Raw genomic sequence first — 16131 nt, 5'->3', positions numbered from 1 at the left:
ATTTTCAAGCCATGAGACGGTTATATTCAAAATAGATTTTAACTTTACATCCCTATGAAAACCGAAAAAGAAAAAATGATCGCGGGTGAACTCTACAATTCTTTCGCTCTAGAATTAATTGCTGATCGCCTTCAATGTCGTTTACTCTTAAAGCAATACAATGATTCTCGTCCCGATGATACGGAATACCGTCAAGATATTCTTAAAAAACTCATTGGTACCCAAGGTCAAAATTTTTGGATTGAACCGCCTTTCTATTGCGATTATGGTTTTAATATAACAGTCGGCGAGAATGTATATTTTAATTTTAATTGCGTTGTTCTCGATGTTGCACCTGTAATCATTGGTGATTCTGTTTTAATTGCGCCTAATGTACAAATCTATACGGCAACTCATCCGCTAGATTGGACGACTCGCTCACAAGGATTAGAATATGCTAAACCAATTACGATCGGTTCTTATGTTTGGATCGGTGGTGGGGTTATTTTGTGTCCAGGAGTGAAAATAGGCGATCGCAGTGTGATCGGTGCGGGAAGTGTAGTAACAAAAAATATTCCAGCCGATGTAGTTGCGGCTGGAAATCCCTGTAGAATTATACGAACTCTAACTAACTAGCAAAGGCACTCTTGACTTTTTCTACAATTTGTGCTATTGGTTTTTGATTAGCTAGAAAAACATTAGCGCAGTTTCGCCCAGGCATTCCCGAAATAGAGCCACCTGGATGAGTTCCCGCACCTGTGAGATACAATCCTTTGATCGGTGTTTGATAGTTGGCGATCTCTGGTAGGGGTCGGAATAGGATCATTTGTTCTAAAGTCATATCAATATGATAATAATTGCCGTTATAGGCTCCTAAGCGTTCACCCAGTTCGGCGGGACTTTCGACCTGACGCGCTATTAAAGCATTTTTGAGGTTGGGCGCGTAATCAGCCAATTTATCAAGAACGCGATCGGCTACTTTATTTTTTAGCTCATCTGTCCAACCTGTGCCATTTTGACCCGTTCCTTCAAGACCTTCAACTTCATAGGGGGCGAAAAATTCGATCCAAAGAGTATGTTTTCCAGGTGGTGCCATCGTCGGATCGAGCGTGGTTGGTTGCACCACATAAAACGAAGGATCAGAGTCTGGAATTCTGCCAAGATTCGGTTCTTGGTGAGCGATTTCCACCTGTTTTACTGAATCTGCAATCAAAACCGAGCCGATTAAATATTCGTCTTGATGTTCGTGATGTTCAAAGCGCAACGGTTCAGAAAGGGCGCAATCAATTTTAAGAATTGTTTCGTTATTATTGACAATTCGACGATCTAATCTTTCTCTAAGATTGGGGTCGGCTGAATCGACATCCGCAGTATCCATCATTTGTAAAAATAAGCGTTTTGCATCAATATTCGAGATTACACCGTGTTTCGCTCGATATTCTTGCCCATTAGCTACTTGTACACCCACTGCACGACCATCATCGACTAGAATTTGTTTAACGCTTTGATCGGTGAGAACGACACCACCATGCGATTTAACCAGTCTCAGTAAAGCGTCGACTAATGCACCTGTACCACCTACGGGTCTAGCCATTCCAGGGTGATGACGCATTGCCATCATCATCGCACCGATCGCTAAATTTTTCTGAGAGGGGGGCGCACCGAGTTCAGATGCTAATCTAGCTAGAGGAGCTTTAAGAAATTCGCTATCAAACCACTCATTTAGTAGATCTTCGGCACTGGTGAGCATGGTACGGAATAAATCAAGCGTTCCGTTTGGACTACCCATCACTGAAAATAGATCTTGAATTTTTTTAATGTCGTAGTTTCCAACAATATCTAATAAAGATTTAGGAGGCGCATTAAAAATAGGAATAATACCACTAATTAGACGTTGCCAAAAATCCATATATTCAGCATACTTTTTCGCGTCTCTGGAATTAAAACGTTCAATCTCAGCACAGGTTTTTTCAATTGAGCGATGTCCTAAAAAGTATTTACCATCTGGGTGAGGACAGAAGACAACGGGATCACAGAATAAATATTTGAGTCCGTATTTTTCTAATTCTAATTCTTGAACCACAGGGCCTAAATGAATAAATTCATGATCGATCGCACAACGATTGAAGCGAAATCCTGGGGCTTCTTGTGGCATTATTTCTTCTGTAGTAGCTGCTCCACCTGGAACAGAACGCTTTTCGAGGAGTAGAACGCTGTATCCTGCTTTGAGTAGATAAGCAGCACAAGTTAAACCATTGTGACCTGCACCAATGATAATAATATCGTAATTTTCCATACTAGATAATCAGAAAAGAATTTTAAGTAAAATGTGAGCTTTTAAATACGGATCGAAGACAGGAAAACAAGCAATTTTTCACTGATGGGTCAACATAACAAAGAATCAAGATAGTTTTCTTTTTCTACTACATCATACAAGAGTTAAGGCTTAAGATATTACTCAAGTCTTAATCCTCCAGACTGTTTAGTAAAGACAGACACTTAATCATCGTTGTTTGCTTTTTTTGAGAATACCGTTCCAAATCACTAGGATCTAGTCTTCAGCCAGTATCTATTTGTCATATCTCTACTTTACTAATCTTTACTTTGTCGGTAACCTATCTATTGTTAGAGACGAAACTATGCCTAAGGGTGAATCCTTTATTAACTAAACATAAACTATATGTCAAAAATTAGCATTCACCTGTACTAATTCTCGGTAATCGATGTTTGAAACTACATAAAATTTCCCAAGAAATTGTACCTAAAGTCTTAGCCCAATCATCAGCACTAATTGAATTTTCGCCGTCTTTGCCAATCAATGTTACAATGTCGCCGACTTCTACATCAGGCAAATTAGTAACATCTAGCATGATCTGATCCATTGTAATGGCACCAATTTGAGGAACGTATTGTCCTCTGAGCAATACTTTGAGACGGTTTGACAAGTTGCGCGGCACTCCATCAGCATAACCAATACTTACCACTGCGATTTTTGTTTCTCGTTGAGTAATATATTGATATCCGTAACTGACTCCTGTTCCTGCGGCAATGGTTTTAACCTGAGTAATTTTGGCTTTGACTTGTAAAACAGGTTTAAGATCAATCGTTGATTTTAAATGGGGTGCAGGATAAAGCCCATACATCGCTAGTCCGACTCTCACTAAATCATAGTGTAAAGAACGATCGCTTAAAACCGCCGCAGAATTAGCTAAATGCAAACAAGGAATTGAAATACCCATCGCTTTAATCTTCTCAATTGCATCTTTAAAGCGTTGTTGCTGCATTTTCATGACAGTTGGCTCTAGCTCATCGGCTGTTGCTAAATGTGAATAGATACTTGCAATCTTTAAATAAGGTAATTGGTGAACTAATGTTACAAATTCGGTTGCTTGATGCCATAATGTGCCTAGGCGAGACATTCCAGTATCAAGTTTGAGATGAACCGATAAAGTTTGTTCGAGTTCAGCCAAGGTTTTAGAAAAAGTAATCGCTTGTTGGAAAGTACAAATAGTCGGTTGTAGTTTCCAATGACAAAGGGCGGCAATTTCTTCGGGGTTATTGACGGCACCTAAAACGACAATAGGGGCGATAATACCTGCTTCTCTAAGTTCTATCCCTTCTCCTAAGGTGGCGATCGCTAATCGAGATGCTCCATATTGTAAAGCAGTTTGAGCGACTTTAATGGCACCATGTCCATAGGCATCCGCTTTCACCACTGCCATCAATTCTGTGTCTGGAGACAAAAAAGCTCTTAGCTGTCTAACATTATGAGCTAATGCGCTTTGATCAATTTCTACCCAGGCCCGTTGACGAATAATTTCTGAGAGTTGGTAATTATAACGACTCCTAGTAACAACGGTGGTAGTTGGTTCTTGACTCAACACCATATATTTCTCCTTACACCTACACCTACACCCAATTTAACCGAAAATCAGTTAACGCTTAAGATAGACACAAAATATCATAAGTTCCCTAAAGAAAAAAGGGATTTTCTTGGATTATAGAATTAATTAATTTTTAAATCTTGCGGCGCAAGGCAGTTAATACTTTGGTGAAAATGGGAGGAAGGGGGGCTACTGTTTCTATGGTTTCTTTTGTTACAGGATGTATTAAGATTAATCGATGAGCATGAAGCATTTGACCAGGTAAATTGATCCCGATGGAACGATCCGAAGAATAAACAGGATCGCCTAAAATGGGATATCCTAAATGACTGGTATGCACTCGTATTTGATGAGTTCTTCCTGTTTCTAGACGAAATTGCATGAGGGTATAGTTGCCAATTCGTTCTAGAATTTGCCAGTGGGTCACCGCTTCTCTGCCACCTTTTTCGATGGGAATAACTGCCATTTTTTTCCTGTCAATAGGATGACGACCAATGGGCAGATTTATGATACCTGTTTCTGTTTTTGGAACACCATGAACAATAGCTAGATATTCTCGTCTTGCGGTTTTAGCTTTGAGTTGAGCTTGTAAATTAGCTTGAGCAAAATCGGTTTTTGCAACGACTAAAACCCCTGTTGTATCTTTATCAAGTCGGTGGACAATTCCAGGTCTTTGTACTCCACTAATTCCCGCTAAATCAGTACAATGAAATAATAAAGCATTCACTAAGGTACCTGAATCATGTCCTGGGGCGGGATGAACCACCAACCCCGCAGGTTTATTAATAATAATCAATGATTCATCTTCATACAAAATATTTAGTTTTATATCTTGGGCTTCTACGGCTAGGGGTTCACTCGGTGGGATAATCAGATGGATACGATCGCCTAAATTTACTTTAATATTTTTATCACTACAAACTTGACCATTGATAGTCAGTTGTCCTTGTTCTATTAATTTTTGTAAATAAGAACGAGAAAAATCGGATAATTGCTCAGATAACCAACGGTCTAGCCTTTCTTTTCCCGAATCTACCTGTAAATCAATTTCCATTCTTTTACATTTAATAATCAAAATAAAGACGCATCATCGTGCGCCTCCATCTCTTATTATGACCAATTTAACAATCTTATTGAGGTTGTACGGGTTGGGGTTGTGGTGTTGCTTGGGCTAACTGCATCGACTGTAACAAATTATCTAAAGCATATTCTAAATGTAACCCCGCATCGACAGCGACCCAACCTTGAGCCGTCAGATGTCGCCATTCAAAGTGTAAATGAGGCCCCGTTGATATACCTGTACTCCCCACTCGACCAATGACCGCGCCTTGTTCTACTTTCTCACCTGGTTTAACATAAATTTCTGAAAGGTGAGCATAACGCGATTCTTGGGTACCGTCGAGGTGACGTAGAATCACCATTAAACCATAACCTCCCACCCAGTCAGCAACAGCAACATCACCAGAGTAAGCGGCTAGTACAGGAGTTCCAATCGGTGCACCTAAATCAGTGCCAGAGTGCATCGCTGTTTGTCCACTGACGGGATGAATACGCCAACCAAAAGCCGATGTAATTGCTGTGGGAATGGGAATGGGAAACAGTAAATCAGTACGTTTGTTTTCAGGTGAATTAGTTTCTGTCGGACTCATGCGAGTTGCACGTTGATATTGTGGCATCGGTTCGAGGGCAACTCTCGGTGAACCTGCACCCAAATTCAACGCAACCGTATTAACTGAAGATGTTTTAGACGGAATGGGAGAGACAGCCAGAGAAACGCCATTAATTCGCGGTGCAGCAACTCTAACGGTCGTATCTGAGCGAAAACGCCGTGCTGTAGACCGTATCGGTTGAGCAGTTCGATAAGCTTTCGGTGAACTCGCAGCCACTAGGTTAGTTGAGGGTTGAATTGTGCGAACAGTTCTCGTCGGTTTAGCTTTTGCGGTGACTGCACATTGTCCACTTACTAACTGTCCATTTTGAGAAACCGTCTGACAACCCTTTCGACGTTCAGTTATGACGCTTGCTTGGGTGGCGTATAAGACGGTCTAGCATAGTTAGTTGTATCAATATATTGATTTTTGCCCGTTTCTATCGGTTGAGGGGCTAAAGTGGCTCTGGTGGTTCGATGACTTTCGGGTTGCACTAACCGAGTGGTGGGCTGTGTCGCTTGTTGATTAAGGATTTTCGGGGCAGTTAATTTAACGGGTGATGATTCGGGGGAACTTACAGGAGCTTTACTGCTGTCTGGAATGACAAGTACATCACTCGTGCTGGCTAAAGTTGGTGTCGTGGGAAGGATTAAGCTACTTCCGACTATTCCTAAACTACCGAATACACTTAACCAAAGTTTAGGGGCTGAACTTTTTTGACTCATATGCTGTCTCACTTCTCACGACTGAGGATTTACTATAATTTTATTTTTATATTCACTGTTTTAAGAGGGTTTTACGAATCATACCCCAGACTTATTGTACCGACTGGGAAGCAGATTTCCGTAGATGCGCTAGGAGATTGTAAACAAACTTTTAAAGCTCCTTGGTGGTTTATACCGATAATAACGCCATGACAACCATCTAGGGTAATAGTTTGTCCAAAATTTTGTAAACACTGATTATAAGCAAGTATTAATTCTTCTATACCTTGTGATAAGTAAAAATCATAACTTGATAATAATCCATCAATTGCGATCGCTGCTAACTGTTCCAAAGACACAATCGAACAATCTTTTAAACTGTGTAAATTAATGCCGATTTCGGGTACAGTATTAGCCCAGTTAATTCCAACTCCGATTACTACTTGTGTAATCTGATCTTTATAGACCTTAGTTTCAGTTTTAATCCCCCCTAACTTCCGCTTCTCTATTACTAAATCATTCGGCCACTTTAACTTTACGGAAATATTATATTTTTCAAGACTCTGTACCAAGCCAACACCACTACAAAGCGTGAGATGAAAAGCATCTGCTACCGCTAAATTTGGCTTGAGGGCTAAAGATAAATATAATCCCCCCTGCAATGACTCCCATTTACGTCCCCATTGCCCCCTACCTGCGGTTTGTTGGCTTGCAATTACAACAAAAGGTGTTTTTTTTCCTTTTTCTAATAATTCCCATGCGGTTTGATTTGTAGACTCTAAGATGTCATAAAGATGAACCGTAACAGGTGATGAATGTAGGAAACTTTTTAGTTGTTGTTGATTCAAATTCATCGTTATGATGTTTTGTAACGAATTTGTAAAGAAAAATATCGTCTTGAGGTTGAAATCGTGATTGCATCTGTCAGTGATCTTCGCCAAACCCAAAATACAGCTTGGCAATGGCAAACGTGGCAAGATTTACCCTATTTAACTTGTAATTTACTGTCTCCTTGGCCACATGGATTCTTTACTCGTTCATTTTACCCCCATGCACCACAAGATTTAACCCCAATCCTGTCAAGCGATGCAGAAGTTTATCGCGTTAAACAAGTTCATGGTAACTGTGTTCTCACGCCAAAGGAAATTGAACAAGCACAAAGCGAACCGTTAGAACATGATTATCCCCCTGCTGATGGGATTATTACAACACAAACTAATCAAGCTATTTGGGTTGCTAGTGCCGATTGTACACCTTTGCTGATTGGAGACGTCAAAACGGGTTACACTTCGGCTATTCATGCAGGATGGCGCGGAACCGCCCAAAAAATTGTCCCTCAAGCCATTTCTCGTTTTTTAAATTTTGGTAGTCGTTTAGAAGATTTACGGGTAGGAATGGGGCCCGCTATTAATGGAACAGTTTACCAAGTGACGAATACTGTTGCGCGTGAAATTGGGGCAAGTCTGATGATGGATACTTCAGATGATATTTTAACGGCTTTGGAAAATATGCCTGATTCTCCGTTGTTAAGTGATGCTTTCCCTGGACGAGTTCGGATTGATGTGCGTCGGGTTAATTTTCTCCAATTGCGACAATTAGGGATTGAATCTGAACAAATTGCGATCGCTCCCTATTGTACCTATCAACAGCCCGATTATTTCTTTTCTTTTCGTCGAACTAAAGAAAAAAAGGTACAGTGGTCTGGAATTGTCAGTGTTTGATTGATAAGGGTTTGGTCGTCAAACCCCTTGTCTCTTAAATTTTATTTTTTCACTTAAAACAATCTATTTTTTCAGGTGTTTTATTAGATAGATGATCTTAAACAAAATTTAATTACGCTCGGCAAAATGAGAGGATTTTTAGAAAGATTTAATAGCTTAGAACTTGGTATTTTAGATAAGATTTCTAAAGCTCGTCTTAATTAAATAATAAAAATTAAGAATTATCTAAAACTACCGAATAGAACTATGACCGCAGAATCACAACGACTCGAACAAAATACGACTGGTCAGGTTGATTGGTATAAATGGGGCCCCTATCTGAGTGAACGCCAGTGGGGAACAGTGCGGGAAGACTATAGCGATGATGGGAATGCTTGGAATTATTTTCCACACGATCATGCGCGCTCGCGGGCTTACCGTTGGGGCGAAGACGGATTGGGTGGGATCACCGACAACCATAACTTACTCTGCTTTGCACTCTCCTTATGGAACGGTCAAGACCCCATCCTCAAAGAACGGATGTTTGGCTTGACTAACCCAGAAGGGAATCACGGCGAAGATGTCAAAGAATACTACTTCTACCTCGATAGTACGCCCACTCACTCGTACATGAAGTATCTCTACAAATATCCTCAAGCTGAGTTTCCATACAAGGATTTGATCGAAACGAATGGCAACCGTGATCGCTATGAACTGGAATATGAACTATTAGACACAGGGATCTTTGATGATGATCGCTACTTTGATGTCTTTGTGGAATACGCTAAAGCCGATGCTGAAGATATGTTGATCAAAATCAGCATTGCCAATCGAGGCCCCGACGCTGCTACCCTTCACTTATTACCTACCCTGTGGTTTCGGAACACTTGGTCTTGGACAGATGGTGGCTCTAAGCCTGTTATGACAAAATATGAGGGAACAGGCAATAGTGTAGTTCATGCTCAAATCAACGATACCCTGCTCAATCAACACATCAAAGATTATTACTTTTACTGTGAGGGTGTGGTTCCGTTACTGTTTACAGAAAATGAAACCAACAACGAGCGAATATTTGGTACACCGAATGCCAGCCCCTATGTAAAAGATAGCTTCAACAATTACATTGTAAATGGTCAATCTGATGCGGTTAATCCTATCAATATTGGCACTAAAGTCGCACCTCATTACGAAATCACGATTGGGGCTGGGGAGACGACAGTAATCAAATTGCGCCTTTCTAAAAACGAGCCGAATCAAATGGGAGATCCCTTTGGCTTTGGTTACGAGCAAACGTTTGCAACTCGCCAACTAGAAGCAGATGAGTTTTATGCAACGGTGATTCCGCCAGCGATTCTGGCTAATAGCGATCGCGCTAATGTGATGCGGCAAGCCTTGGCAGGGACGATGTGGACGAAACAATACTTCTACTACGATGTGGATGTATGGCTCAGGGAGCGTAACATTAATCCTTGGACGCAAACTGCTCACAGGTGGCACGTGCGGAACAATGATTGGTTTCATATGCACAATGATGATATTATCTCCATGCCCGACAAGTGGGAATATCCTTGGTATGCAGCTTGGGATTTGGCCTTTCATGTAATTCCGATTGGTTTAATCGATCCAGCCTTTGCCAAAAAGCAACTCTTGCTGATGCTAAATGAGGATTATCTGCACCCAAACGGTCAAATTCCTGCATATGAATGGAACTTTGGTGATGTTAATCCACCTGTACACGCTTGGGCAACTTGGGAAATTTATACCCGTGATCGTGGAATCAAAGACGGTGAAGGCGATATCGATTTTCTCAAGTATGCCTTTTCCAAACTGGTGATCAACTTTACCTGGTGGGTCAATCGCAAAGATGCAGGAGGTAACAATTTATTTCAAGGTGGTTTCTTAGGACTAGACAATATTGGTGTATTTGATCGTAGTGCCAACTTGCCTACAGGTGGACACATCGAACAAGCAGATGGTACCGCTTGGATGGTGTTCTTTAGTCAACGGATGTTTCAGATTGCGGTTGAACTGGCACTCCACGATCCTCTCTATGAAGACTTCGCTATTAAGTTTTTCAAACATACCATGTGGATAGCTGGAGCGATGGATCGCTTTGGAGAACATCATGACGAACTGTGGGACGAAAAAGATGGCTTTTTCTATGATGTACTGCGTCTACCTGATGATAATTCCACGCGCTTAAAAGTACGATCGCTTGTCGGTTTATTGCCGTTGATGGCTGTTTCTGTTTTCCCAGGTGAAGCTTTTGAAAAACTGCCAAACCTGAAGCAAGAGATCGAAGAGTTTATTATACGCCATCCTGAATTGATGCAGAACATCCATCTTGTCACTACACCAGGTGTGCAGAACCGACTGAAGCTGTCTATTTTGAACGAAGATAAACTGCGTCGGGTGCTTTCGCGGATGCTAGATGAATCGGAATTCTTAAGTGATTACGGTATTCGCTCTCTTTCTCGTTATCATCTTGAAAATCCCTATTACTTCCATCATGAAGGACAAGAGTACAAAGTGGGATATGTCCCTGGTGATTCGACTTCTGGGATGTTCGGTGGTAATTCCAACTGGCGTGGCCCGATCTGGATGCCGATGAATCTCCTGTTAATTCGAGCATTGCTTCAATACTACACCTACTACGGCGAGTCCTTTAAGGTTGAATATCCTACAGGGTCGGGTGAGTACCTATCGCTTTTTGATATCACCGAGTGTATCAGCGAACGAATTGTTAGCATTTTCCTTAAGGATGAGTCCGGCCGCCGTCCCCTTTATGGGGCTGCCGAGAAATTCCAAACTGACCCGTACTGGCGAGATTTGATTCTGTTCTACGAATATTTTCACGGAGATAACGGGGCGGGAATTGGTGCTAGTCACCAAACAGGATGGACAGCCTGTGTAGCCCGAATGCTCCAAGCTATAGGATTCTTTACTAAAGAAATGTTGTTGGAGACCACCAGCCCTGGAGAATTATCTAAGTATGGGTTTAAAGACGTGAAGGGTGCAGTAACAGAAGCCTAATTGTCTAGAAACGACCGCGCAGGTTATTGGGGTGAGAAATGCGTAAGCTTTTACATTGAACTTGGGCATTCTCAAACCCCAACGACCTTTTAATCCTCTAACATTTTTAAACAATTATCCTCCGATTAATTGCTGCAAACTGGTTTTGACAAAATGAGTCGCACCATACCACAGTTGAGCAAAATCAATTCCAGAGGTATATTGTCCTAAGTTTAATTCTTTGCCTAAGCTTTGGACAAAACGGGTAATCGGTCGTAGAACTTCACTCGGTTCAATCCCAAACAGAAATTTTAGCAATAATAAAGCAATCGCGATCGTAAAAGCAATACTTAACGCACTTCTGAGAACACTCATCAACCAACCGAATAGAGTCGCCGCTACAAAAAGTGCAATGATAAACAAGATTAAGCTCATAGGGACTTTTCCAAAAAATAAATGTTTGTCACTCTATACAATGAAAGCGAACTGAACCCGTCGCATCAATGAGCAACATGGCTTATTGAGTGATTGTATACATATTAGATTAGCAATCTAAATCTGATGTCAGGAAAGCTTGACTAATCTCTTTTTTTCATTTCCTCAGTAATAAACAGACTGACTAAGCGAGAAACCGAAATCGCCACATAGAAAACGCCGAGCATTGCTTCTAGAACAGATAAAACTTTAGTAATTCTAGCCACAGGTAAAATATCGCCGAAGCCTAGTGTTGTTAAAGTTGTAAAACTATAATAAATGGGTTCAAAAGGAATATTTTGATGATTTAATGGAGAAATATAAAACGATTTTTCATCTAAAAAATAAATCATCTCATATAAAAAACCAAACCAAATTCCAATTAAAAAATAAATACAGATTCCTCCTTTCAGAATATCGTCATTAACCCGATCAGCCTGTGCTACTTTTTCAGCAATTAAGTAAATAGCTAATCCTAAAAAAGATAAATTAATAATTCCAATAAGAAAAACTAAAAAAGGTCTTCCTAAAAAACTGGGTTTGGTTTCAATCAAAATTTGCGAACAAAGAGTTATAACAGCAAAACTTAAATAAGCATTACGATGAAATTTCTTATGAGGGTAAAAAGTATGAATAACACTATAGATAAAAATGACAAGAATCAAACTTAAAATAATTCTGACAAGACTACTGTAGAACCAAAATGAGGACGCAAGTGCTAAAAAAACGAGAACAAATAAAAGCCGATTATAAAGATTGTTTAAAAATTTTTCTTGAGTCATTGAAATTTCACTCAACTAAATACACAATGTCGAGCTAAAGACTTTTGTAAAAGTTGATTATATTCTTTGTCATTTACTAAATAAGCCCCAAAACGAGCTAAATGAGGATTTTGTAACTGAGCATCGAATAATAAAAAATTTCGATTTCTTAAGTGTTCAACCAACTTAACCATTGCCACCTTAGAAGCATTAGGAACCTGATAAAACATCGATTCGCCAATAAATGCACCCCGAATGACAATCCCTAAAATTCCACCTGCTAACTGTCCATCATACCAAGTTTCAAAACTATGGGCCCATCCTGCATGATGTAGTTTTAAATAAACATTCATCAAATCAGATGAGATCCAAGTTGTATCGCGGTTAGCACATCCAGAACAAACGGCTTTAAAATCACGATTAATCGCCACACTAAAACGCTCTTGATTGATGAGAGGACGAAGAGATTTAGGATAATGAAAGCGTTGATCTAAAGGGATTAAAGCACGTTTACGACTTGTATACCATCCCAATTGACCGCGATCGTCTGCCATCAGAAAATAACCGTGAGCATAGCCTTGTATAATAGATGCAGTATCCACTTTGATCACCCCTCTCCCCTTGATCACTCATTAAAACTAATTCTCGTCATGAGCGTTGAACCGATTCCCCCGATAACCTTGCCTCCGATGAGAGATCCCCAACAAGAAGGGATATGGTTACGTGATGCGTTACATCGCTGGTTAGATCAAGAATTCATTCCAGAGCCTATAAATGCCACAATAGCAGAAAGAGCGACTCAAATTTATACCCGACAACGCTTGGAAGGGGAAAACGATCTTGGCTCATTGGTGATTGCTATTGTAACGGAAATGCAAGCCTTTGATTTTCGAGAAAGCTTTTATAGTGAATTTGCGATCGCTAATGCCGTCAGTGATCTGATTTTAGCGAGTCTAGGAATTGATCGCTGTTGCGGACAAAGCTAAACATATATAAAAATAAGTCGTTAGATCAGCATCCTAACGACCCAAGAAACCAAGCTTAACTTAAATTACCAGCTAGATTTAACTACACCAGGGAGTAAACCTTGGTGCGCCCATTCTCTTAAAACGTTACGAGATAATCCAAAATCTCTGTAGTAACCTCTAGGTCTTCCTGTTACCCAACAACGGTTACGGTGACGACTTGGTGCGCTATTACGGGGCAGTTGTTGTAACTGAGAGTGAATTTCTAGTTTTTCATCGAGGGTTTCTGCAAGACGGAATTGTTCTTTAAGATCTTCGCGTTTGGCAGCGTGTTTAGCAATTAGACGTTCGCGCTTTTTTTCGCGCTCAATCATGGACTTTTTAGCCATATCTGAATTCTTTTATAGATTCTTTATTTAGACAGCATTTTCTATTATATCGCATTGGCTCTTACTCTATCACAATTTTTTGGTGAGGTCAGACTTTTTTTACCACTTTTAAAATTAACTGCTATCTTTGTACAAAGGTAGCGTATACCCACCAGTTTAATTTTTATTTTGTAATCACTTTGTTATTTTGGAGATAAATTTATATGGCAAAAGAAACTACTACCATGATGTCTCGAATGATCTCGGTTGCTGAACCGACAGGGGCGACAGAAATGCGTCCTTGGGGTTCTTTTACGACTCTAGAAGAAGGACCTGGCTATAAGATTAAGCGCATTGAAGTCAACCCTGGCCACCGTTTGAGTTTACAAATGCACCACCATCGCAGTGAACACTGGATTGTCGTTTCGGGGACTGCTAAAGTAACTTGCGGAGAAATTGAAGAAATTTTAGCGGCTAATCAATCGACTTATGTTCCTCAATGTACTGCTCATCGTTTAGAAAATCCAGGTGTGATCAAATTAGTGTTAATTGAAGTCCAAAATGGGGAATATTTAGGAGAAGATGATATCATCCGCTTTCAAGATGATTACTCCCGTCATAAGGCGTAATCCTCAATTAAACTGTATCAAATACTGATTTTAGACTCTTAATGATTCATCAACTTCTCACATATCTATTGAGAAAGGAGAATTAAACCTCTCTTTTCTCATAAATTTTTTTCAGTGGTTTTTCTAAGTAAAAATGCTTAATAAAATATAGTTTGTGGTTCAATTGAAGCTTTAAGGCTTTTTTTAATTATTTCAGAATACGCTTATGCCTATTTATAAGTGTCGAAAATGTGGAAATGAAATCACTTTATCAATTAAACCTGGACAATGTCCAAGTTGTCAATCTCGTCAATTTAGCATAATTCGTCGTGGCAATTCTAAATCCTTGAATAGTGATTTAGGAAAAAATTCACCGAGTTCTAGCAAAACTCAATTTTTATCATCTTCTCTTCATTCATCAGCAGAAAAATTACCTAAAACTAATCTATCAACGGGTAAAAAATCATCACCAAGTCTTGAAAGTTCTTTAATTGTACCTCCTGTTATTAAACATCAAAAAACGACCTCACAACCGTCTCTACCTCTCTACTCCAGTCCCTCTAATTCATATTCGCCGTATCAAAAATCATCGCCTAAATCTCGTTCATCACAAAAGAAAAAATTTAATTTACTTATAAATCCAATTATTCCAATTATTCTAGGGATATCGGGAGTTTTTGGCTATTGGTTATGGATGCAACAATTTAATACCAGTGATTTTAAAAAAGTTGTTTTACAAGAAAGCTTTAAATCTTCTAAAAATTGGTCTTTAACCGATGGCTCAATTGTTAGAAAAGGAAGTTTATTTCAAAGACAGCCGATTCCTTATCATTTTGGTGCTTCAATTTGGACAAAAAAGAATTTTACAGATGTTGATTTTGCCACAGATGTAACCCAAATAAAGGGTGGAGATAATAATGCCTATGGAATCACCGCTAGAGTCAACGGCAAATCATCAGAAAATTTTTATTATTTATTAATTGATGGAAAAGAAAATTTTGTGTTAGGTAAACACACAAAAGACGGTTGGTTCCCTAAAGTGGGATGGCAAAAAGATGGAGCGATCAAGGCAGGAAATCATAAAAATAATTTAAGAATTGTCTGCAAAAACAATCTCATTTTTGGTGTGATTAATGGAAAAAGGGTGGGAAGTTTTCGGGATCAATCTTTTAAATCTGGCAAAGTAGCGGTTTTTTCAATGCGGGGTAAAGAAGAAGCAGCAACCGTTTATTTTGATAATGCTTTAGCCAAAGAAAAATAAGATTTTATGGATAGTTATAGTTTACCAAAACGACGATCGCGCATTTGATAATCTTCAATAGCTTTGCGAAACTCCTCACGATTAAAATCAGCCCAAAGTGTATTAGTAAAATAGATCTCAGTATAGGCCAGTTGCCACAAGAGAAAATTACTCAGACGCATTTCGCCGCTAGTCCGTATCAAAAGATCAGGCGCAGGAAGATCGAGTGTATATAGGGATTGTTGTATGATTATTTCATCGATCGCATCTGCTTTTAGTTCTCCTTGTTCCACTCGTTTAGCCACCTGACGACAGGCGCGGACTATTTCTTGACGACCACTATAGTTAATCGCTACGTTAAAATAAACCTCTTGATTTTGACAAGTTAGATTAATTGCGCGTTGCATTTCCCGTTGTAAAGATAGAGGTAAAGCATCTAACTCACCCAGAAGACTTAAACAAACCCCCTGTTGCTGCATTTCCTCTAATTGGTCACGTAGCAAACGTTCAAATAAACGCATTAAAAAGTTTACTTCAACGGTTGGACGGCCCCAGTTTTCAGTCGAGAACGCATAAACAGTAAGTACTTTGATTCCCCAATCCTTACAACAGCGTAGAATATCTTTAACGACTTCTGCCCCTTGGTAATGTCCAGCAATACGGGGTAGTCCTCGTTGAGTTGCCCAGCGTCCATTCCCATCCATAATAATAGCCACGTGACGCGGTAAGGAATTCGGGATTTTAGAAGGCAGATTTGGGAAGAATATAGATGTCGCTCGTTTCATAG

17 protein-coding genes are annotated in these 16131 nt (G+C 39.8%); 6 read left to right on the top strand and 11 right to left on the bottom strand.

Translation table 11 applies throughout. The features are described from left to right. Positions 1-54: 54 nt before the first annotated feature. Positions 55-615, top strand: coding sequence for a sugar O-acetyltransferase (locus tag CFPU101_RS02105; RefSeq protein WP_206813663.1), 561 nt, complete (start codon positions 55-57; stop codon positions 613-615). On the opposite strand, the gene crtO is transcribed toward CFPU101_RS02105, so the two are convergent. From crtO to CFPU101_RS02080, 6 genes are all read right to left on the bottom strand, one after another. Then, the gene (crtO, locus tag CFPU101_RS02100; protein WP_206813662.1) at positions 608-2275 is read right to left on the bottom strand and encodes a beta-carotene ketolase CrtO; all 1668 of its coding nucleotides are present in this window, start codon (positions 2273-2275) and stop codon (positions 608-610) included. The two genes, CFPU101_RS02105 and crtO, sit on opposite strands and share 8 nt — an antisense overlap. A gap of 394 nt (positions 2276-2669) precedes the next feature. Beyond that, positions 2670-3866 carry an alanine racemase gene (alr, locus tag CFPU101_RS02095; protein WP_206813661.1) on the bottom strand — a complete coding sequence of 399 codons (1197 nt, stop codon included), beginning with the start codon at positions 3864-3866 and terminating at the stop codon, positions 2670-2672. A 130-nt stretch (positions 3867-3996) separates the two neighbouring features. Then, positions 3997-4917, bottom strand: a complete 921-nt coding sequence (locus tag CFPU101_RS02090; RefSeq protein WP_206813660.1) for an RluA family pseudouridine synthase — start codon at positions 4915-4917, stop codon at positions 3997-3999. Between the two features lie 76 nt (positions 4918-4993). Then, the gene (locus CFPU101_RS25365) at positions 4994-5749 is read right to left on the bottom strand and encodes a M23 family metallopeptidase (RefSeq protein ID WP_242577721.1); all 756 of its coding nucleotides are present in this window, start codon (positions 5747-5749) and stop codon (positions 4994-4996) included. A gap of 125 nt (positions 5750-5874) precedes the next feature. Further along, positions 5875-6237 carry a hypothetical protein gene (locus tag CFPU101_RS25360; protein ID WP_242577720.1) on the bottom strand — a complete coding sequence of 121 codons (363 nt, stop codon included), beginning with the start codon at positions 6235-6237 and terminating at the stop codon, positions 5875-5877. Between the two features lie 71 nt (positions 6238-6308). Next, entirely contained in the window at positions 6309-7070 is a 762-nt protein-coding gene (locus tag CFPU101_RS02080) for a biotin--[acetyl-CoA-carboxylase] ligase (RefSeq protein WP_206813659.1), read from the bottom strand. Positions 7071-7127: 57 nt separating this feature from the next. Here CFPU101_RS02080 and pgeF point away from each other — a divergent pair, with 57 nt between their 5' ends. Together pgeF and CFPU101_RS02070 are read left to right on the top strand one after the other, a co-directional pair. After that, entirely contained in the window at positions 7128-7937 is an 810-nt protein-coding gene (gene pgeF, locus CFPU101_RS02075) for a peptidoglycan editing factor PgeF (RefSeq protein WP_206813658.1), read from the top strand. 246 nt (positions 7938-8183) lie between these two features. Beyond that, on the top strand, positions 8184-10949 hold the full coding sequence (locus CFPU101_RS02070; protein ID WP_206813657.1) for a glucosidase: 2766 nt from the start codon (positions 8184-8186) through the stop codon (positions 10947-10949). Positions 10950-11063: 114 nt separating this feature from the next. Here the strand turns inward: CFPU101_RS02070 and CFPU101_RS02065 are convergent, their stop codons facing one another. From CFPU101_RS02065 to aat, 3 genes are all read right to left on the bottom strand, one after another. Continuing rightward, positions 11064-11363 (bottom strand): hypothetical protein, encoded by a 300-nt coding sequence (locus tag CFPU101_RS02065; RefSeq protein WP_206813656.1) that lies wholly within the window; start codon positions 11361-11363, stop codon positions 11064-11066. A 143-nt stretch (positions 11364-11506) separates the two neighbouring features. Next, the gene (locus tag CFPU101_RS02060) at positions 11507-12184 is read right to left on the bottom strand and encodes a potassium channel family protein (protein ID WP_206813655.1); all 678 of its coding nucleotides are present in this window, start codon (positions 12182-12184) and stop codon (positions 11507-11509) included. Between the two features lie 11 nt (positions 12185-12195). Then, complete coding sequence (aat, locus tag CFPU101_RS02055) at positions 12196-12765, bottom strand: leucyl/phenylalanyl-tRNA--protein transferase (RefSeq protein WP_374191919.1); 570 nt, start codon at positions 12763-12765, stop codon at positions 12196-12198. Between the two features lie 48 nt (positions 12766-12813). Here aat and CFPU101_RS02050 point away from each other — a divergent pair, with 48 nt between their 5' ends. Further along, positions 12814-13149 carry a hypothetical protein gene (locus tag CFPU101_RS02050; RefSeq protein ID WP_206813654.1) on the top strand — a complete coding sequence of 112 codons (336 nt, stop codon included), beginning with the start codon at positions 12814-12816 and terminating at the stop codon, positions 13147-13149. Positions 13150-13214: 65 nt separating this feature from the next. On the opposite strand, the gene rpsN is transcribed toward CFPU101_RS02050, so the two are convergent. Continuing rightward, positions 13215-13517 carry a 30S ribosomal protein S14 gene (gene rpsN, locus CFPU101_RS02045; RefSeq protein WP_206813653.1) on the bottom strand — a complete coding sequence of 101 codons (303 nt, stop codon included), beginning with the start codon at positions 13515-13517 and terminating at the stop codon, positions 13215-13217. A 224-nt stretch (positions 13518-13741) separates the two neighbouring features. Here rpsN and CFPU101_RS02040 point away from each other — a divergent pair, with 224 nt between their 5' ends. After that, on the top strand, positions 13742-14125 hold the full coding sequence (locus CFPU101_RS02040) for a phosphomannose isomerase type II C-terminal cupin domain (protein ID WP_242577732.1): 384 nt from the start codon (positions 13742-13744) through the stop codon (positions 14123-14125). A gap of 205 nt (positions 14126-14330) precedes the next feature. Continuing rightward, complete coding sequence (locus tag CFPU101_RS02035) at positions 14331-15365, top strand: family 16 glycoside hydrolase (RefSeq protein ID WP_206813651.1); 1035 nt, start codon at positions 14331-14333, stop codon at positions 15363-15365. Between the two features lie 14 nt (positions 15366-15379). On the opposite strand, the gene CFPU101_RS02030 is transcribed toward CFPU101_RS02035, so the two are convergent. After that, positions 15380-16129: an isoprenyl transferase gene (locus CFPU101_RS02030; RefSeq protein WP_206813650.1), complete on the bottom strand. Its 750-nt coding sequence runs from the start codon at positions 16127-16129 to the stop codon at positions 15380-15382. Positions 16130-16131: the final 2 nt, after the last annotated feature.

This window comes from Chroococcus sp. FPU101, from assembly GCF_017312365.1.
Lineage (GTDB): Bacteria > Cyanobacteriota > Cyanobacteriia > Cyanobacteriales > Microcystaceae > Chroococcus.
The sequence above is the reverse complement of the archived record's forward strand: the minus strand, read 5'-3'. Positions and strand labels throughout refer to the sequence as shown.